The sequence below is a fragment of the Shewanella sp. AC34-MNA-CIBAN-0136 genome, assembly GCF_040309945.1.
GTDB lineage: Bacteria > Pseudomonadota > Gammaproteobacteria > Enterobacterales > Shewanellaceae > Shewanella.
In genome coordinates this window covers 319,003-338,593 of record NZ_JBEOPJ010000001.1, presented here as the reverse complement: position 1 = coordinate 338,593, position 19,591 = coordinate 319,003, and the positions used below count along the sequence as shown (strand labels likewise).

Below are 19,591 nucleotides of genomic sequence, written 5' to 3'. Positions count from 1 at the left end.
GATTTTAAAGGGGAAGTGCAAGTGGAAATTTATAGCACAGAAGAACAACAAGTAGATGCTATCAAGCAGTTCTGGAAAGATTATGGTACCTCAATTATTGTGGGTGCCGTAGTAGGCCTTGGCGGTCTATATGGTTGGAACGAATATTCAGACATGAAAGTGACGGCGGCTGAAGAAGCTTCAGAGTCGTTTCAGTCTATCGTGACACAGTCGGCTAACCCTGCTGCGTTATTGGTTCAGGCAGAAAGCTTTGCATCAGAACATGATCAGCAAGGTTATCAAGCATTGCTTGAATTGATGGTAGCAAAGTCAGCGGTTGAAGCGGGTGATTTAGCTAAAGCTGAAGCCTCATTTACTAAGATAATTGCTGCCCAACCAGGTTCTGGTTTGGGTATGGTAGCGATGATTCGTTTAGCACGTATTCAAGCAGAACAAAACAATATAGGCATGGCGTTAGCGACGTTAGATCAAGTGACTGATAAAGCATTTGCTTCACAACGTGAAGAATTGAAAGGCGACTTTTTAGTGCGTCAAGGTGATTTGGATAAAGCCAAATCAGCTTATCAAGCAGCAGTGGATAATGGTGGCGCGTTAGCCAGTCCAGCGCTGACCATGAAATTAGACAATCTAAACAAGGCATAAGGAATTTAGCCGATGAAGTCGTGGTGTAAAAATCTACTTGCCGTTGGGTTAAGTGTTGCTCTTATGTCTGCTTGTTCTTCAAGTGATGTTGAAGAAGAGCCAGTGAGTGAATTAGTTGATATACAAGCAACCGTGTTTCCTGAGATTACTTGGGATACCAGTGTCGGCGACGGTGTAGGGGATTATTACTCTCAACTTCGTCCTACCGTTCGTTACGGCAAGGTGTTTGTCGCCGATCGTAGCGGTATTGTGGTTGCCTTTGATGAAACAACCGGTGATGAGCTTTGGAAAAAAGACTTCAATGATGTCTTTGAAGATAAGCTTGAAACCAAAACCAAGGGTATTCTTTTAGCTGCAGGTGTTACCGCTGCACGTAATAAAGTGTTTGTTGGTGGCGAAACCGGTTTATTGGTTGCGCTTGACGAAGCAACGGGTGACGTTGTGTGGTCTGCGCAAGCAAATGGCGAGTTATTATCGGCACCAACAGTGGCAGAAGATGTTGTCGCGGTAAATACCAGTAAAGGCGCATTTGAAGCATTTGATATCGATAATGGTAAAAAGTTATGGACCTATGAAATGCAACTGCCAAATCTTACCTTAAGAGGTACAGGTTCTGCTGCGTATGAAGCGGGCGGTTTCTTTTTGGGAACAGCTGACGGTAAAGTCGCAGTTGTCGTTAAAAGTAATGGCCAAGCTGCTTGGGAACAAGCCGTTTTTAGTCCAACCGGTGCAAATGAGTTTACCCGGATGGCTGATATTGATATGACGCCATTAATACTGGGCGAAAATCTGTATGTTGCTAGTTACAATGGTAACTTAGTCTCTATGGAACTTCGTAGCGGTCGCGTAGTTTGGTCGCGTAAATATTCAAGCTTTAATGATTTAGCCGCTGCAGGTATTAGCCTGTATTTGGTCGATGATCATAGCCGTATTTACTCTGTCGATCGCCGTAATGGTTTAGAGTTATGGAGCACTTCAGTCCTTAAAAACCGTGAGTTAACAGCCCCTGCAGTAATTGATAATTATATTGTTGTCGGTGACTTTGAAGGTTACTTGCATTTTATTGACCGTAACAGCGGCGATATAGTTGGCCGAGTTCAAGTTGATAGTGATGGATTATATGCCCAACCTTTAGTGGTGGGTGACAAAATCTATGTTCAAGGCCGTAGCGGCAAAGTCGCTATTGTTACGTTGAACAAAGAAGAGCAAATGAATGTTGAGGAAGATACTGAAACTGATGCGGAATAAGTCATAGCACTATTTTTGCGTTAATTAAGGTATAATGTCCTTACTAGAGCCCCTGGAAGCGTTCCGGGGGCTTTTTATTGAAAAGTTTTTTAGAGGCAAAATCATGATCCCTGTTGTGGCCCTTGTAGGGCGACCGAATGTCGGCAAATCGACATTATTTAACCGTCTTACTCGTACTCGTGATGCGTTAGTCGCTGATTTCCCAGGTTTAACACGTGACCGTAAGTACGGCCGTGCATTTTTAGCTGGCTACGAGTTTATCGTTGTTGATACTGGCGGTATTGATGGCAGCGAAGAAGGGATCGAAACCAAAATGGCTGAACAGTCATTGGCCGCGATTGAAGAAGCTGACGTCGTATTATTTATGACCGATGCTCGTGCTGGTATGACCGCTGCCGATTTAGCGATTGCTCAGCATTTACGTAGCCGTGATAAAGTCACTTTTGTGGTTGCCAACAAAGTTGATGGTATTGATGCCGATTCAGCTTGTGGTGAATTTTGGTCTCTAGGTTTAGGTGAAGTCTATCAAATGGCTGCCGCGCAAGGTCGTGGTGTAACCAACATGATTGACTACGCACTAACGCCTTATGCCGAAGCTATGGGTATTGTTCGCGAACTCGACGAAGAAGGCGAGCAAGTTGAACGTGAATATACTGAAGAAGAAGCGGAAGCAGAACAAGAACGCCTACAAAACTTACCGATTAAGCTCGCCATTATTGGTAAGCCTAACGTGGGTAAATCAACACTGATTAACCGTATCCTCGGCGAAGAACGTGTCGTCGTTTATGACGAGCCAGGTACCACTCGTGACAGTATTTACATTCCAATGTCACGCGAAGGTAGAGAGTACGTGTTAATTGATACTGCTGGTGTTCGACGTCGCAGTAAAGTAAATGAAGTTATAGAGAAATTCTCGGTAATTAAAACCTTGAAAGCGGTTGAAGATGCTAACGTAGTATTATTAGTTATCGATGCACGCGAAGGTATTGCAGAGCAAGATCTTGGTTTATTAGGTTTTACCTTAAACGCAGGCCGTGCATTGGTGATTGCGATAAACAAGTGGGACGGTATTGATCAAAAAGTCAAAGACCGTGTTAAAAGCGAACTTGATCGCCGTTTAGGCTTTATCGATTTTGCTCGTATTCACTTTATTTCGGCATTACATGGCACTGGCGTTGGTCATTTATATGAGTCAATTGAAGAAGCCTACGACAGTGCGACACGTCGCGTAAGTACATCAATGCTAACGCGCGTTATGCAAATGTCGCAAGATGATCACCAACCACCATTGGTGAATGGTCGTCGTGTGAAGCTTAAATATGCTCACGCTGGCGGTTATAATCCACCAATCGTGGTTATTCATGGTAACCAAGTTAAGAAACTACCTGATTCGTATAAGCGCTATATGATGAACTATTTCCGTCGTTCATTAAAAGTAGTCGGTACGCCAATTCAGTTACGTTTCCATGAAGGTTCTAACCCGTTTGAAGGTAGAACTGAGAAGTTGACCGTGGGTCAAGAGCGTCGTCGTAAGCGTGCAATGAGCCACATTCGCGATCGTACTAAGTAACCTCGTTGTTATTTAAGTTACTTATTACTCAAAAAGCCTGACTTGTTCAGGCTTTTTTGTAGGTGTTTACCGTCTATTAGAATTGGTATTAAAGATTGGGTGAACTAGGATGCAGCAAAAAATTACCGGTTATCATTTGGATGAAGAACATCATTGGGTGGCAGAATTAGGTTGCGGCCATTTTCAACATGTACGCCATAATCCACCTTGGACTGTTCGCCCTTGGGTAATGACAGTAGAAGGTCGGCAACAGCAATTAGGAATGATCCTTATTTGTAAAAAATGCGATGTCGCGGCACCGCCAGATAGTCTCGGTTAAATTGAGTTTACCTATCTTAATACGTTAAATCACCAGTGGCTCGACACCACCATAAATACGCGGCAATGTAAGTACATATCATGCTGTCCATTACCATTGATAACCAAAAACCATCGACAAAATCTTGATTGGCATGACTCAATACCAAGCTAACAAAAAACAGCTTTTCAATGAGCGCAATGCAAAACAGCGGTTTTATCCAAGCTGAACGGAACATTGCAATAAAAAAACTGCATCCAACCATTAATACCATAAATCCCCAATGCTGAATAAATATTGTGTCACTGGAGTGATAGGTTAACTGGTTAAGGTTTTCGACAGCCCACTGTGGGAATAAAGTATAAAGTCCGCCCAATGAAGTTCCTAAACCTGCAAGGAATAACGCCATTTGTCGGGTATTGTGCAGGAAATGAGTCATGTGTGAGTTCGTTCAAAGTTATTTTATCGCCATAGTGTCATGTTTTAGATTCTTTTTCGATTATTGTTATCCATAAGTGATTGTTAAGATTCCGGCGTGATAATGGCCCCATCATCGCAATCCTACCGAGGTTTATATGCAAACACAGACAACTTATCCATTATTCCATCGTCTTATTCATTGGGGGTTGGCATTGACCATGATGGTGATGTTATTAACCGTATTACTAAGGCTTGGGTGGATGGAAAAAAACCATATGGCCGCCATAATTCACCAAGGCTTAGCGAAATTAGATGTCATTATTACCGATAAACAAGCGGTGAGCATTGCTAAAAGTATTCGTGGCGTTATGTTCCAGTGGCATATTTATTTTGGCTATGCGGTGGGCGTATTTGTTTTTGCTCGGTTTGTTTATATGGCTAAATTTGGTCTGCATTATCCGTCGCCTTTTTCGCGCCAAGCTACGACAAAGCAAAAGTTTCAGGCATGGGTGTATTGGGTATTTTATGCTGGCATAGCGTTCTCTGTAATAACAGGTTTGTTACTCAAGTTTGGTCCAGAGGCAATAGAAGAACAGGCTGAAACAATTCATAAGTTGGCACTGTGGTATTTCATCCCTTTTATAAGTTTACATTTAGCAGGGATTTTAGTGGCCGAGTCTGGTAACGATAAAGGCATCGTGTCGAAAATGATTGGAGGCTAATGTTATTTTCTTTTTTTAATGGCATAAATTGTCTTTACGATATCTTTACAATGCTTAAGTGAATCTTAAGATTGGTGGACTATGTTGTTTGCAATATGTTTATTAGGTGAAAATATGATGTCAATTGGGTTATTTTGTCATTTTCGTAACATTAAGTTTATAGCGTTAAGTTTAGCGATAGGGTTAGGTGTTAATGCCCAAGCTCAAGCTGCTCCGTCATTAGAACATGATGTGTTAGATCAACAAGGCGCAAGTGTCAGTCTGCAACAATTTGCTGGCAAAGTGGTTTATGTTGATTTTTGGGCGTCTTGGTGTGCTCCATGCCGTAAATCATTTCCGTGGATGAATGCCATCCAGGCTAAATATCAACAACAAGGTTTAGAGGTAGTCGCAATTAACCTTGATGTTGATACCGCATTAGCCCATGAGTTTTTGAGCAAACTGCCGGCAACATTTAATCTTCGTTTTGACCCTGAAGGTGATATTGCCCAAGCCTTTGAGTTACAAGGTATGCCAAGTAGCTTTTTGTTCAATCGTAAAGGTGAATTAGTGCAAACTCACATGGGGTTTTTTACCGAAAACATTCCCGCCTATGAACAAGAAATCCAAATGTTGTTACAGGAGTAAATTGATGACAAAAGCATTTTATCAACCCTTTGCCAAAGCTGTGGTGGCATTAGCCATTGTCAGTAGTTTGGTTGGCTGTTCGAACTTAGGTGTACAACCTTGGGAAAAAGATCAATTAGCCCGTGCTGATATGGCGTTGAACAGCGAAAAACTTGATCTCGCGTTAGATGACCATATTTATTTTAGTAAAGAAGGTACTAGTGGTGGTCGCTCATTAGCGGGCGGAGGTTGTGGATGCAACTAACATCTAAGCAAAGTATTGCCAGTGCGTTGGCATTAGCAAGCTGTAGTTTATTAAACCAACAGGCCAGTGCTGCAGAACCGATTCCTGCCAATGATGATTGGAAGGTCGATGCTGCCATTATGTATTATGGCGAGCAAGACCGTGTTCAAGCTGCAGAAGCGATTGGTAATGTACAAAAAGCCTTTGGTGACAGTTCGTTATTGGACCTTAAAATTGTGGTCGACAGTTTAACTGGTGCATCAGCTTCTGGTGCCGTTGCACAAAGTGACAGTCAAACTTTCACGCGTCCGTCAGGTGATGGCCAATATACTGTCAGCGCTGGCGAAACACCGCTGGATGATACCTTTCATGATACTCGTGTTCAGCTTAGCGCTAACTGGCAAGAAGTGCTTAATCAAGATTGGACCGGTAACGTAGGTGTGTACGGTTCAAAAGAGTTTGATTATCTTTCGATGGGCATTAACGCGGGTCTTGAACGTAGTTTTAATAAAAATAACACTACGTTGTCGTTATCGGGGGCATTTACCAATGATGTGGTTGACCCTGTTGGCGGTCGTCCTGTGGCAATGTCAGAAATGGTGTTTCGTGGCGATTATGCCAGTGATACCGATTATCAAGCAGCCTTTGATCAAACGCGTTTAGCGGGTGATGATACTAAACAAACCAGTGATATCATGTTTGGCGTGACTCAGATTATTAATCGTAATTGGTTGATGCAAGCTAACTATGGTTTATCAAGCGTGTCAGGCTACATGACCGACCCGTATAAGATCCTTAGTGAAGTCGATGTTAACGGTCAAACACAAGCTTATCGTTATGAAAATCGTCCAGACTCACGCCTTAAGCACAGTGTGTTTTTACTCACCAAAGGTGCACTGGATTCTGGCGTAGTCGATTTTTCATATCGCTATAGTACTGATGATTGGGATATTCAATCGCATACTTTAGAAACGCATTACCGATATAATTTTAGTCCAACTATGTACGCACAATTGCACTTACGTTATTACCAGCAGCAAGCAGCTGAGTTTTATCAACCATTCTTGATGAGTGGCGATGCAATACCAGAGTATGCCAGCGCCGATTATCGCATTGGTGATATGACGGCTTACACCATAGGACTTAAATTTGGTCAGCGTTTATCGGGTGGCCATGAATTAAGTTATCGTATTGAGTATTATCAGCAAAATCCTGAAAATAATGGTACTGAGATACCTGGTCAGCTACAAAACTACGATTTATTCCCAGCGGTGAAAGCGATAGTAGCTCAAGTGAGTTATTCGTTTTAAGATGAATGTATCATCAATAAACAGAGTAATTTAACTTGCTTGAACCACTAACAACAATGTCAAAAGCCCCAAAAATGATGAGCTTACAGCCTCGTCCTTGGGGCTTTTTAGGTTCATTTAATGCTATGGCTAGCCCATGTGAATTATTAATGGCAGTTGATGACGAGTACATTGCGAGGCAAATGCTGACTATTGCTTATGACGAAGCAAAGCGTATAGAACATAAATTCAGCCGTTTTATTGAAGCTAACGTGGTGTGGCAGTTAAATCATGCCCAAGGTGAAACGACCCCAATTGATGCCGAGACAGTGCATTTATTGCAATTTGCTCAACAATGTTTTCAATTAAGTGAATCAGCATTTGATATCAGTGCCTGTCCATTAATGGCGTTATGGCGTTTTGATGGTAACCATCGTGTGCCGTTACAAACTGATATTGATGCCGCTTTGCTTAAGGTGGGTTTTGATCGCATTGCATTGACGGATAAGACCGTTTGCATGCCTGCAGACATGAGTGTCGACTTTGGCGGTATCGGTAAGGAATATGCGGTGGATCGCACCGCACAAATATTAGCGAGTCGTTGGCCAAAGCAATCGGTATTAGTCAACTTTGGTGGTGATATTGCTTGCCTGATCACCAAAATCGATGGCTGGCAGGTGGGGATTGAAAACCCTCATAATCTTGATAACGCTGCGGCACTGTTAACCATTCGCCAGGGGGCGTTAGCCACTAGTGGTACTACTCGGCGCTATATAGAGGTGGACGGTAAACGTTATGGGCATATTATTAATCCTAAAAAGGGTTACCCTGTAGAGCAAGCGCCATTATCGGTCACTGTGCTGGCGCCCAATTGTGTTATGGCTGGAATGTTGGCCACAATGTCGATGCTAAAAGGACCGGATGCTGAAGGTTTTTTACAGCAACAAGGTGTCGATTTTAAGGTGTTTCGTTAATGAATAAGGGTACTGAATGCGGGTGTTATTAGTAGAAGATAATAAGTTGTTAGCACAAGGCATCGTAATGAGCTTAGCTAAATCAGGTATTCAGGTCGATCATTTAGCATCATATAATCAAGCCCAAATCGCCTTAGGAAATGAAGATTTTAGCGCCATTATTCTCGATTTAAGTTTACCCGACGGCAATGGTGCAGACTTATTAAAACAGTGGCGTAAAAATGGTATCTCATTACCTATTATTGTGTTGACCGCAAATACAGATTTTGACACCCGCTTAATGTGTTTAGATATTGGTGCTGATGATTATTTAAGTAAGCCTTTTGATGTGAGGGAATTAATTGCTAGGCTTAAGGCGATTATTCGACGTCAACATGGCCTAGATAATAACCAATTTAGCTATGGTGCTCTCAACATCGACTTTGCCCGTTGTGAAGTGCATTTTCGCGATGTGTTAGTGTCGCTTTCACGCCGTGAATATCAATTGTTACTCGAATTTGCTCAATCAGCAGGTCGCGTGTTAACCCGTAATCAACTTGAACAGCTAACTTATGGCTGGGATGAAGTGGGCAGCAACTCGATTGAAGTGCATATTCATCATCTACGTAAAAAAACGGCCACTGAGCTGATCAAAACCGTGCGCGGTATAGGCTATATTTTAACTGAAACGGTATAGCTTTATTATGAGTTAGATAGGGTAGATGAAGTAAATGCTGGGCAGCCAAACAGCGACTTAATTACACTTAATACAATAAGGATATTATGTTTTCATTACGATTATTATTAAGTTTGATTATGCTGGTGGGGATTGTTCTTACGGTAACCTTTTCGAGCATACTCAGTACGCGTGATGCTATGCATGAAGTCGAAGAATTGTTTGATGCGCAGATGGTGCAAACCGCCAAAATGTTGGAACAGTTTTATGTCGAACATTTAACAGAAGCTCAACTGGCACAATTGCTCCAGCAGCCAAGTTTGTTCCATGTTGCGGATTCAAAAATAGAAACCTTTGCTGATCAATCTAATCCTGTCACCTTGTCTTATGAGCATAAATTATCATTTCAATTACTGTCCAACTCGGGGCAGTTACTCGCGTATTCTGATAGTTCTGGCGAGCAACAGCTAACCAATTTCATCCAAGGCTATGACACTCGTGGCATCGATAATGAGTTATGGCATGTGTACAGCTTTTTCTCATCGTCGCATCAGGTATGGATTGTAACCGCACAGCGTGATGATGTTCGACGAGAGATCGTGTCATTAATTATCAGCAACACTTGGCGCTCGCCGTTAATCATTACTCCCATTATGATGTTTTTCATGTTGTTGTTAACTTATTACTTATTTAAACCGGTTAAGTTATTAGAACGTCATTTAGATAACCGCTCAGCCCAAGACCTAACCCCTATCAATTTCACTTTACCGAAGGAGTTAGCATCAACGCAAAAAGCCCTTAACGGCTTCTTGCTGCGCATTAGCGAGACGATGATCCGTGAACGTCGTTTTAGTGCCGATGCCGCCCATGAACTTAAAACGCCATTAGCGATTATTAAGTTACACAGCGATGGCTTAAGCGATGTATTGTCTAGCCAAATGCCACAAATTCAGCAGGCAACGTTGCCATATATAGAAGCCATAGGCGAGGGTGTAAACCGCATTAGCCATACAGTGGAGCAGTTGTTGTTGTTATCACGAGTGGATGCGATAGAGGCGTTAAATAAAACCGATTGTAAGCTACAAGATATTATTGAGAATGTGATAAATCAACTAGTACACGTCATTGCCGATTACGAGTGGTATATCGTTGTTCCTAAAGATATGACCATTAATGCCGATCCGTTTTACATCGAATTAGTACTGAAAAATATTATCGAAAATGCCTGTAAATACAGTCCTAAAGAATCCTTAATAACCATTAAGGTTACTCAGGACGAGCAACAGACAAAAATTTATGTGCTTGATCAAGGCCGGGGCATGTCAGATGAGGAAATCAGCTTAGCCAAAAACCGCTTTTATCGTGTTGATGAAAACGCTTCACATGGTGCGGGTTTAGGCTTATCAATTTGTCAGCATATTATCAGTTTACATCATGGTGAATTGACTTTTAGCAAAGTAGAACCTCATGGCTTAAATGTTTGTATCGTCTTACCTCATACTCAGATTTAGTGTGCGAACTGATAACTTTATTGATTTTATATATAAAAAAAACAACACGAGAGGCAAGGTCTACTCGTGTTGTTTAGTGCTTTAGATCGCTGTTTTTTTTGACTGTTTACTGTCTTTCTCTTGAAGGCTTTTCTCTTGACGGTTTTTCTCTTGAAGGTCCGGTGTCTCTTGACTGGCTTGCACGGCGTGATGATGTATTATCACGCTGCTGACTCATTGATCGCGAAGCTTGCTGAGGCGTCGATCGAGTTGTTTCGCGAACTTGCTGCTTTTGTGGTTCACTCCTGCGTATTGGTTTCACTTGCTGTTGTGGATTGCGCATCGCGTTAACTTGCGGCTGGCGCGATGTTTCAACTCGAGTGTTACGTTGAGCTTGTTGTAATTCTTGAGTGCGCGGCTTGCTTGTTATGTTCGCCACTGGTTTTGTCTCATACTTAGGCTTAGTTTGGGCCACATCGCGTTGGCGACTGTAGTTTGACTTCATCGGCTCACCTTTGCGCTCAAATGATTTTACTTGTGCTGCTGGTTGACGTTGCTGGCTTAACTCGCGTTTTAGCTGGCTACTTTTGTGCTCAATCGGCTCATTGCGGCCTACACTTCTTAACGTTGATTTGTCACTACGCTTATCCTGCTTGCTGCTATGGTTTATGTCTTTACGCTGATCATTCACCTTGGTGGAATAATGACGAGGTTCATTGGCTTGCTGGCGTTTGGCTTCGCGTGAATAACTTACCTGCTTGTTACGTTTCTCATAATGGCCATTATAACGTTTGCTGATCACTTGGCTGTGGTAAGCCACACCTTTGCGATGCTTAGGTTTATGTTGCCAATGTTGGGCACCTTGGCTGTAGCTTATTTTTCGTGGTGTGTAGTAACGGTAGTTTTGACTTACTGGTACCGCAATTACACGGCGATCATGCCAATGAAAACCACTAAAAAAGAAGTTAAAGCTAATACGTACTCCGCTATCCCAGTAAATAGCACTGTGGTTAGGGCGATAATGTACGTAAGCAGGTGCATTCCAATAAACCGGTGGATAACGATTCCAGCGCCAGTTGCCATAAACGATACGGCTGTCGTAATAAGGCACGTAAACAATTTCTGGGCGAACTGATTCAATCATAATCCGGCGCTCAACCCGCGACACTTTTACTTGCTCAAGGTCGGCTAAGTTGTTGGCTTCATCAGCTTGTTGTCTTAATGATTGAATGGTGTCTAGCATGCGGCCTTCATCTTGCAAAAAGGCATCGCCTACGCTTTGAGTCCACGCTAAATCATCATTTAAACGCTGCAATACATTGGGAAATGCTACCAAGGCTTTGACACTTGGGTCCCAGTCTTGCGACTCTACCTCGGTCATAATTTGGTTGGTGTCGCGGTTACCTTGGTTTGATAACCAGCGTTTGGCTTGGACAATTTCTAATGGGTACGTTGACGCAATTAATATGTGGGTTAATAAACTGTCTGGATATAGCGCTATTGGCGCGAGCATTTGTGCCAACTCAGCATCACTCACCACATCATCTTCTGCTGTATAAGTGTATGAATTAGTTGGTTGCGCCGCTTGCACATTGGTTAATGGCATACAGACCAAGGCTAAGGCGAGCAATGCCTGAGCGGGTACGTGAATGGCTTTTTTCATGTTATCTCCAGCGTCATTGATGACTGTTAGGTTCATCATAACGGGCCGAAAATGAACATAAGCTGAAAGCTTATAACGGAAGTTAATAAGCTAGAACTATGCGAGAGGAGTAAGCAAGAGCAATAAGCTAGATAGATAAACTAAACAAATAGTATATAACGGCAATCTAAAGCAGGCGTTTATTGTTGGAAAGTAAACTCAAATTGAGCGCCACCCAATGATGCCGATTGGCCAACAGTAAGTTTACCGTGATAACTGTCGACAAGGTCTCTAACGATTGCCAGTCCGATCCCGTGGCCTTGAGTGTAAGTGTCTGCACGGATCCCCCGTTCAAAAATATGTTGCTGTTTATCTTTCGGAATACCTTCTCCATCATCTTCAATTGTCATGCATAGCTGACTATCTTGCTGTGTAAGGGTTAATGTCACTTTTGTTTTCGCGGCTTTGCAGGCATTGTCGAGCACATTACCAAGTATTTCTGTTAAGTCTGCTTCATCGCCTTTAAAGCGGGCTTGTTCGTTGGGGTGATACTCAATGGTCAGGTTTTGATGTTGGTATATCTTACTTAAGGTTCTGACTAATTTAACGGCAATACTGTCAACATTAACCCCTAAGTGCCAAGCACTGCCAGCCGCGCTTTGTGCCCGCTTTAGTTGGTAAGCAATAATTTGGTTTATACGGTTAATTTGTTCCATCGAGGCGTCGCTTAAATCAGCTTGAGTTTGGATTACCGCTAAAGGTGTTTTTAAACTGTGGGCTAAATCGGCTAACGCATTACGGTAGCGTTTACGTTGATTTTGTTCGGTTTGTAATAAGGTGTTTAACTGTTGCGCTACTTTTTGCAATTCCACAGGGTAGCGGGTACTGAGTTGCATTGATGTGCCTTGTTCTACCGCACTGAGTTCTTGGCTAAATTGGCCTAAAGGTTTTAGGGTCCATAGCAACCAGCTGAGCTGTACAATAACCAATAAGGCGGTTAACACTAGCAACCAAGTCCATAAGGTGTTAGAAAACTTTTGGATTTGTTGTAGGTATTCTTGTTGGTTTTTTATAATGTGCAGCGTCATGGTAAAAGGCTGTTCGCTGGTGGCAAAACTCACGCTAAAACTGTATATCAACTGCGGTTTATCATTAATCAATATCGAGTCGAAGGTACTTCTACCGGTTACGGGCTTGGGTAAGTTAATCGGGGTGTTGAGGCCGAGAAATGAGTTTGAGGTCCACAGTAGCTGATTATCTTTGGTGGTGATTAACGCATAAAGCCCTGAACCAATCACATTGAATTGGTTTTCAAGTAAATGAGACGGCATTTGTAATTGGTTATCTTCCACTTCTGCCATGGCTAAAACAGAGTAAACATAGGCTTTTAACTGGTTTTTTGCCGCGACATTAATTTGGGTTTCAAAGGCGTTATTAACGGTTATGCCGATAATAGGCAATAATACCAAAATCAGTAATAACGCACTGATCACAATGCGGACTTTAAGCGAGCTGAGTAGTTTACGCATCAGGGTCTAATTGACGCAGTCGATAGCCCTGACCACGCAGTGTTTCAATTAATTGATATTGATTGTCGGGGTCGAGTTTTTTACGTAAACGACGGATAAACACTTCAATCACGTTGGAGTCTAAATCAAAATCCTGATCATAAATGTGTTCAATTAAACTGCTTTTGGAATGTACCGACCCTGGGTGCAGCATCAGGTATTCAAATAGTTTGTACTCAGAACCACTAAGGTTAATTATTTGCAGGCTCTTTTTAATTTCTAAACTGCGGGTATTAATGCTAAAGGGACCATTTTGAATCACTGGACTGGCTTTACCTGCGGAGCGGCGAATTAATGCATTAATTCGTGCGACAAGTTCTTCTAGCTGAAACGGCTTACTTAAGTAATCGTCTGCGCCGGCATCTAAACCGACCACTTTATCTTGCCAACTGTCTCGAGCGGTTAAAATAATGATCGGGTAGCTAATGTCTTGCTCACGTAACTTACTGATTAATGACAAGCCATCAAGCTTAGGCAAACCGACGTCGATAATGGCGACATCGTATTGATATTCTTGAGCCTGAAATAAGCCTTCTTCACCATCGCTGGCGACATCAACAGTATATTGCGCGTCGATAAGGTGCTGTTTGATGTTTGCTTGTAGGGCTAAATCGTCTTCGACCAGTAATAATCTCATGAGCTAGTTCCTTGTAACCGAGCCATTAGTGGCATCGACTAACACATAAAAAATGACTCCATCATTGGTGAGTAATTTAATTCGATAACCAGGATGTCCATTGACGTTAGCTGATTGCACTTTTAATACTTTACCTGAATAACTTCGTTGAGCCATTTGCACAGCTTGTTGAGCGCTATTAACCACCAGATTACTGTTCTGCTGGTTATTGTTTTGACGATTATTATTGGGGCCTGGGGAGAACTGAGCACCTGCTGATGAATGTAATGCAGCAGCATAGGACGGCACTGAGCACGCTAGTGAAAGTACCGCTAACATCAGGCCTAACATGGTGGCATTTACGTTGAGCATACGCTGCATATTGTGTTCCCTAATAACCTCATTATTGCCAGTGTAAAAGATCCCTTTCTATATAGAAACATCTACTTAATCTTATTGAGTAAATAGCCGTAAACGAAACATAAACGCCCGTAAGATATCAGTAAATGCCAATGTATCGATGATTTGACTTGGCAGTATAAGGGGGAGCAGATGAACATTAACTGAATGGTTTACCTCTATGGGATGTTTTCGCGGTATTGATTTATAACAGTGGCACTAAAGGGTAGCGATAACGGAAGTCTACCTTATTGCTATGTTCAGCTTACGTTCATTTTGATTAGGGTTAAATGGCCTCAATATCAAGACTGTGAGGAACTAACATGAAACATAATACTGCCAAGACAGCTAATCTATCGACAATTAATACCCAGCTAAAATGGGGCGTAAGTTTATGTATTGCCAGTGCACTCTGGTTAAGTTCGCCAACAGTACAAGGCGCCGAACGGATCTCTGAACAAGCTTTTGGTACATACAGTCAAGCAAGAGTCATTAATCCGCAAACGCCAGAAACTGAAGCGGACAAGCAGGCTAGGGTGAGCGCTTTACATGAGCAAGCTAAGTTGCAAGGTACCGTTACAACCCTGAATAAAAAAGTCACCCGTGAACAAGTGATGGCTAAAAATCAAAAAGCTGCCGCGACAACGGCCAACCAGCAACAACGAGCGTTGGCGCAGCAAAATCAAGTTGTTTATTACGACTTTTCTTTCTACGGTGCAGATTCAAGTTTATTTGATGACTATGATTATGATGGTTTTTATCAAACCTTTAGTGTGACCTTTGATGCTGATATAACCAGCAGTGCGGGCGACATTCAGGCTGATGTATTTGCCGAGTTATATTTAAGCCAAGATGGTGGGCCGTGGATCCATTATTACTCAACTGACGTATTCACCCTCCACGCAGATTCTAGTAATGATGATTACGAAGTGCTCACTACGTTAGCCAGTGGTTATCAAGCCGATCACTATGATGTGTTGATCGATTTATATGAGCTAGGTTATGCCGATCCGGTTGCGACAATAAGTAGTGATGAGTCGAATGCCTTATACGCGTTGCCACTTGAAAGTAGCGACCGTGATGCGGTTTATGTGGAAGAGGTTTATATCGAAACTGAACATTCAGGTGGGGCGTTATCTTGGTTAAGTATTGGCTTACTCGCCGGAGTGATGGGGTTTCGTCGACGTTTGATTAATAAAATATAACGTAAAATTTATGCTTATGTACCTTAGATCTACGTTAGAATGACGATTTTTGATTTTGTCAGTTTTTACTTATCCATATGGGATAAGTAGTTAGGAGTGTGTATGTCAGTAAAGTTAAATGCATCATTGTTATGCAGTTCATTAATCGGTTCGGCGCTGTTGTTGTCTGGTTGCCAATTACCTAATCCTTATACGGGCGAATCAGAAAATGCTAAAGCCACAAATGGCGCTATTATCGGTGGTCTTTCAGGCGCAGCCATTGGTGTACTTTCATCAAGCAAAAGCGACCGCGGTAAAGGTGCATTAATTGGTGCAGCATCTGGTGCGGCTCTTGGTGGTGGTATTGGTTATTACATGGATGTGCAAGAAGCAGAATTGCGTAAGCAATTAAAATCAACTGGCGTGAGTGTGACGCGCAACGGTGACAATATTGTACTGAACATGCCTAATGAAGTGACTTTTGCGGTTGATCAAACTGTCTTAAGTTCACGCGCTAAATCAGTGTTAAACAGTGTTGTATTAGTGGCTAAAGAATATGATGACACTCGCTTAAATGTGATTGGTTATACCGACAGTTCGGGTTCAGATTCTTATAACCTGCGTTTGTCACAAGTACGAGCGAGTGAAGTTGCGCAATATATGACGAGCCAGAAGGTTAGTGGTTCACGTGTATCTTCAACTGGTATGGGCGAGTCAAGCCCAATTGCCAGCAACTCTACCGAGCAAGGTCGTTCGCAAAATCGTCGTGTAGAAATTGTATTAACACCAATGGGTAAATAGTTTTAGCCGTGAGTGTGGTTAACAAGCAATGCTTGTTGATCTGTAAATAAAAAAGCCATCGAAAGATGGCTTTTTTTGCTTAACCGATAACGGAGTTAGTGAACAATAATCTAGATGACTACATGTATTTGGCACAGATAATTTGGTATATATGGATGGTAAGTGATCTAAAAAACAAGCATACATAATCGATAATATCTCTGGTTCACACATTCCCAGCACATTTCTATCATCGAAATCATGCTTGTTATTTAGTTGAAACATCTGTCACGGTGGAGGTGACACTTCCTTGCTTTAACCGAGTATGAATTACATCACCATTGCTTAATTGATTGGCATTTTCGATAACATGCTCATTGGTACTTGTGATTGAGTAACCTCGGCTCAAGGTTGCCAGCGGGCTGACGGTATCAAGTTTATGGGCGGCCTGTGAAACTCGTGATTCAGCCTGTTTAAAATAATCTTTACTGGCGTCGTTAAAGCGTTCAATTAAATACCCAAGCCGCTGTTTTTCTATGGTTAAGGTATTAATTGGCGAACGTTGTTGCAAGCGATTATGTAATTGCTGGTGGCGTAAGGTTAGGCGACTGAGTTTATGTTGTAAGGCATTTTCTAAGCGCATTTGCATTTCGTCAAATCGTTGTTCAAATTGCTGCAGTTTATGCTGCGGCTCATGGCGTTGAAGTTGGTGAGATAACTGAGTTAATCGTCCATACTGCTGCAATTGGTAATGTTTCATCCCTTGCTGTAAACGCGATAGCAATAGCGCCAACTTTTCAGCTTTATTGCCTTTGTCTTTCGATAATAATTCAGCACCGGCTGACGGCGTAGGAGCGCGAACGTCCGCCACATAATCACTGATAGTGGTATCTATTTCATGGCCAACAGCGCTCACCACAGGCAGTGCGCTGTTGTAAATCGCATGGGCTAAATGTTCGCTGTTGAAGCACCATAAATCTTCTAACGAGCCACCACCACGGGTAAGCAACAGTACATCAACTTCCATGCGTTGATTGGCAGTAACAATGGCTTGGCAGATTAATTGACTGGCTGTAGCACCTTGAACTTGAGTGGGGTACACAACCACTTCGATTGAGGGATCTCGGCGTGCTAATACATGCAAGATGTCTCGCAACGCCGCACCCGTTGCCGATGTGATGACACCAATTCGTTGGATATTAGTTGGAATAGGGCGTTTGGTTTCTAGGGCAAATAGGCCTTCAGCGGCCAATTTTAGTTTTAATGCTTCAAATTCTTGTGCGAGTAGTCCATCACCTGCTGGCAACATTGACTCAAGTAGCAGCTGATAATCGCCACGAGGCTCGTAAACACTGATTGCGCCTTTAATCAACACTTGTTGACCATTGACGGGTTTAAAACGCACAGATTGATTACGGCCCTTAAACATGGCACAGCGAACTTGTGAATGAGCGTCTTTTAAGGTGAGATACCAGTGCCCTGAACTTGGGGCCGAAAAGTTTGATATTTCACCATTTAGCCAAATTTTGCCGATTTGACCTTCAAGAATATGCCTCACTTCGCTATTTAATTGCGAAACACTATAAACATTGTTTTTTGTGGCACTCATGAGAGTTCTCATTCTAACGTTAATAAAAATCCATTTTCCATTTACCAACTGCAATATGCAAGGTATAATCTCGCCGCAATATTTCACCTCAAATCCTACTTACTAGGGAGATGTTGCCATGCTACGTTTACTGAAAGATGCACTAACCTTTGATGATGTGTTGTTGGTTCCTGCCCACTCGACCGTACTCCCTAATACCGCTGTTCTTAAAACTCGTTTAACGACTAAAATCGAATTAAATATTCCACTTGTGTCTGCTGCTATGGACACTGTGACTGAATCTCGTCTTGCGATCGCGATGGCGCAAGAAGGTGGTTTAGGATTTATTCATAAAAACATGAGTATTGAGCAACAAGCCGAAGAAGTCCGTAAAGTTAAAAGTTATGAAGCCGGTATTGTTCAAGATCCCGTTACTGTTACACCTACCACAAGCTTAACTGATTTACGTTTATTAACTGAACATAATGGTTTTGCTGGTTACCCTGTAGTCAATGATGCACACGAACTAGTGGGCATTATTACAGGTCGTGACGTGCGTTTTGTGACTGATTGGAGCAAAACCGTTGCCGACATGATGACCCCTAAAGATCGTCTAGTCACAGTAACTGAAGGTACTAAGTTAGATGAAGTACAAAAACTAATGCATTCTCATCGTATTGAGAAAGTCTTAGTGGTTGATAAAAACTTTAAACTTAAAGGCTTAGTCACCGTTAAAGATTTCGAAAAAGCTGAACGCAAACCAAACGCATGTAAAGACGAATTAGGTCGTTTACGTGTGGGCGCTGCAGTTGGCGCGGGTCCTGGCAATGAAGAGCGTGTTGACGCGCTCGTAAAAGCCGGTGTTGACGTGTTATTGATTGACTCATCACATGGTCACTCAGAAGGCGTATTGCAGCGTATTCGTGACACTAGAGCTAAATACCCTGATTTACAAATTGTTGGCGGCAACGTTGCCACCGCATCTGGTGCAATTGCGCTAGTTGAAGCGGGCGTTAACGCCGTTAAAGTCGGTATTGGCCCTGGTTCAATTTGTACCACTCGTATTGTAACGGGTGTCGGTGTACCACAAATCACTGCGGTATCTGATGCTGCTGAAGCAGTACTCGCCTTAGGCATTCCTGTTATTGCTGATGGCGGTATTCGTTTTTCTGGCGACTTAGCTAAAGCATTAGCTGCAGGTGCATCATGCATCATGGCGGGTTCTATGTTTGCTGGTACTGAAGAAGCGCCGGGTGAAACTGAACTTTACCAAGGTCGTGCTTATAAGTCATACCGTGGTATGGGATCTCTGGGCGCTATGGGCCAAACTCAAGGTTCATCTGACCGTTACTTCCAAAGTGACAACGCAGCAGACAAACTCGTACCTGAAGGTGTTGAAGGTCGCGTGCCGTACAAAGGTAAGTTGAAAGAGATCATTCATCAACACATGGGCGGCTTGCGTTCATGCATGGGCTTAACCGGTTGTGCCACGATTAAAGAGTTAAATGAAAAAGCACAGTTTGTAAGAGTGACTTCAGCAGGTATGGGTGAGTCACACGTTCATGACGTGACCATTACCAAAGAAGCACCAAACTATCGTTCGTAATTATGATAAGGGCGACGTTATGTCGCCCTCGTTTTATTAGCGTTAATTTG

General features: G+C 42.5%; 20 protein-coding genes. 14 read left to right on the top strand and 6 right to left on the bottom strand.

Annotated features, from left to right (window positions below):
• Nucleotides 1-21 precede the first annotated feature (21 nt).
• The 4 genes from AAEY94_RS01450 to AAEY94_RS01435 all read left to right on the top strand — a co-directional run bounded on the left by AAEY94_RS01450 (nucleotide 22) and on the right by AAEY94_RS01435 (nucleotide 3,779).
• Nucleotides 22-642 carry a tetratricopeptide repeat protein gene (locus AAEY94_RS01450; RefSeq protein WP_101085514.1) on the top strand — a complete coding sequence of 207 codons (621 nt, stop codon included), beginning with the start codon at nucleotides 22-24 and terminating at the stop codon, nucleotides 640-642.
• Between the two features lie 12 nt (nucleotides 643-654).
• On the top strand, nucleotides 655-1,890 hold the full coding sequence (gene bamB, locus AAEY94_RS01445; protein ID WP_101085512.1) for an outer membrane protein assembly factor BamB: 1,236 nt from the start codon (nucleotides 655-657) through the stop codon (nucleotides 1,888-1,890).
• 103 nt (nucleotides 1,891-1,993) lie between these two features.
• Nucleotides 1,994-3,460: a ribosome biogenesis GTPase Der gene (gene der / locus AAEY94_RS01440; protein ID WP_101085510.1), complete on the top strand. Its 1,467-nt coding sequence runs from the start codon at nucleotides 1,994-1,996 to the stop codon at nucleotides 3,458-3,460.
• A gap of 109 nt (nucleotides 3,461-3,569) precedes the next feature.
• A complete protein-coding gene (locus tag AAEY94_RS01435; RefSeq protein WP_101085508.1) occupies nucleotides 3,570-3,779 on the top strand; it encodes a DUF3565 domain-containing protein in 210 nt (69 codons plus the stop codon).
• A gap of 16 nt (nucleotides 3,780-3,795) precedes the next feature.
• Here AAEY94_RS01435 and AAEY94_RS01430 read toward each other — a convergent pair whose 3' ends face one another.
• Entirely contained in the window at nucleotides 3,796-4,197 is a 402-nt protein-coding gene (locus AAEY94_RS01430) for a hypothetical protein (protein ID WP_350976725.1), read from the bottom strand.
• Nucleotides 4,198-4,333: 136 nt separating this feature from the next.
• Here AAEY94_RS01430 and AAEY94_RS01425 point away from each other — a divergent pair, with 136 nt between their 5' ends.
• From AAEY94_RS01425 to AAEY94_RS01395, 7 genes are all read left to right on the top strand, one after another.
• Nucleotides 4,334-4,900, top strand: a complete 567-nt coding sequence (locus AAEY94_RS01425; protein ID WP_101085505.1) for a cytochrome b/b6 domain-containing protein — start codon at nucleotides 4,334-4,336, stop codon at nucleotides 4,898-4,900.
• 114 nt (nucleotides 4,901-5,014) lie between these two features.
• Nucleotides 5,015-5,527 (top strand): TlpA family protein disulfide reductase, encoded by a 513-nt coding sequence (locus AAEY94_RS01420; protein ID WP_350976723.1) that lies wholly within the window; start codon nucleotides 5,015-5,017, stop codon nucleotides 5,525-5,527.
• A 4-nt stretch (nucleotides 5,528-5,531) separates the two neighbouring features.
• A complete protein-coding gene (locus AAEY94_RS01415; protein WP_162022608.1) occupies nucleotides 5,532-5,771 on the top strand; it encodes a DUF4266 domain-containing protein in 240 nt (79 codons plus the stop codon).
• The gene (locus AAEY94_RS01410; protein WP_350976719.1) at nucleotides 5,762-7,060 is read left to right on the top strand and encodes a DUF3570 domain-containing protein; all 1,299 of its coding nucleotides are present in this window, start codon (nucleotides 5,762-5,764) and stop codon (nucleotides 7,058-7,060) included. The genes AAEY94_RS01415 and AAEY94_RS01410 overlap by 10 nt, the downstream gene beginning before the upstream one ends.
• A 74-nt stretch (nucleotides 7,061-7,134) precedes the next feature.
• Entirely contained in the window at nucleotides 7,135-8,013 is an 879-nt protein-coding gene (locus tag AAEY94_RS01405; RefSeq protein WP_350976717.1) for an FAD:protein FMN transferase, read from the top strand.
• 16 nt (nucleotides 8,014-8,029) lie between these two features.
• Entirely contained in the window at nucleotides 8,030-8,689 is a 660-nt protein-coding gene (locus tag AAEY94_RS01400; RefSeq protein ID WP_162022611.1) for a response regulator, read from the top strand.
• An 86-nt stretch (nucleotides 8,690-8,775) separates the two neighbouring features.
• On the top strand, nucleotides 8,776-10,179 hold the full coding sequence (locus AAEY94_RS01395) for an ATP-binding protein (RefSeq protein ID WP_350976714.1): 1,404 nt from the start codon (nucleotides 8,776-8,778) through the stop codon (nucleotides 10,177-10,179).
• Between the two features lie 106 nt (nucleotides 10,180-10,285).
• On the opposite strand, the gene AAEY94_RS01390 is transcribed toward AAEY94_RS01395, so the two are convergent.
• From AAEY94_RS01390 to AAEY94_RS01375, 4 genes are all read right to left on the bottom strand, one after another.
• Nucleotides 10,286-11,821 (bottom strand): DUF3300 domain-containing protein, encoded by a 1,536-nt coding sequence (locus AAEY94_RS01390; RefSeq protein WP_350976712.1) that lies wholly within the window; start codon nucleotides 11,819-11,821, stop codon nucleotides 10,286-10,288.
• Between the two features lie 179 nt (nucleotides 11,822-12,000).
• On the bottom strand, nucleotides 12,001-13,329 hold the full coding sequence (locus tag AAEY94_RS01385; protein WP_350976709.1) for an ATP-binding protein: 1,329 nt from the start codon (nucleotides 13,327-13,329) through the stop codon (nucleotides 12,001-12,003).
• Entirely contained in the window at nucleotides 13,322-14,005 is a 684-nt protein-coding gene (locus tag AAEY94_RS01380) for a response regulator transcription factor (protein WP_059747866.1), read from the bottom strand. Before AAEY94_RS01380 ends, AAEY94_RS01385 begins: the two co-directional genes overlap by 8 nt.
• Before the next feature lie 3 nt (nucleotides 14,006-14,008).
• Nucleotides 14,009-14,365, bottom strand: coding sequence for a PepSY domain-containing protein (locus AAEY94_RS01375; protein WP_242445092.1), 357 nt, complete (start codon nucleotides 14,363-14,365; stop codon nucleotides 14,009-14,011).
• A 341-nt stretch (nucleotides 14,366-14,706) separates the two neighbouring features.
• On the opposite strand from AAEY94_RS01375, the gene AAEY94_RS01370 reads away from it, so the two are divergent.
• Both AAEY94_RS01370 and AAEY94_RS01365 read left to right on the top strand, forming a co-directional pair.
• Nucleotides 14,707-15,588, top strand: coding sequence for a choice-of-anchor H family protein (locus tag AAEY94_RS01370; RefSeq protein WP_350976704.1), 882 nt, complete (start codon nucleotides 14,707-14,709; stop codon nucleotides 15,586-15,588).
• A gap of 102 nt (nucleotides 15,589-15,690) precedes the next feature.
• On the top strand, nucleotides 15,691-16,368 hold the full coding sequence (locus AAEY94_RS01365) for a YiaD family glycine zipper/OmpA-like lipoprotein (protein WP_162022615.1): 678 nt from the start codon (nucleotides 15,691-15,693) through the stop codon (nucleotides 16,366-16,368).
• A gap of 247 nt (nucleotides 16,369-16,615) precedes the next feature.
• Here the strand turns inward: AAEY94_RS01365 and xseA are convergent, their stop codons facing one another.
• A complete protein-coding gene (gene xseA, locus AAEY94_RS01360; protein ID WP_350976700.1) occupies nucleotides 16,616-17,956 on the bottom strand; it encodes an exodeoxyribonuclease VII large subunit in 1,341 nt (446 codons plus the stop codon).
• 118 nt (nucleotides 17,957-18,074) lie between these two features.
• Between xseA and guaB the strand changes: the two genes are divergently transcribed.
• Nucleotides 18,075-19,541 carry an IMP dehydrogenase gene (gene guaB, locus AAEY94_RS01355; RefSeq protein ID WP_101085482.1) on the top strand — a complete coding sequence of 489 codons (1,467 nt, stop codon included), beginning with the start codon at nucleotides 18,075-18,077 and terminating at the stop codon, nucleotides 19,539-19,541.
• Nucleotides 19,542-19,591 lie beyond the last annotated feature (50 nt).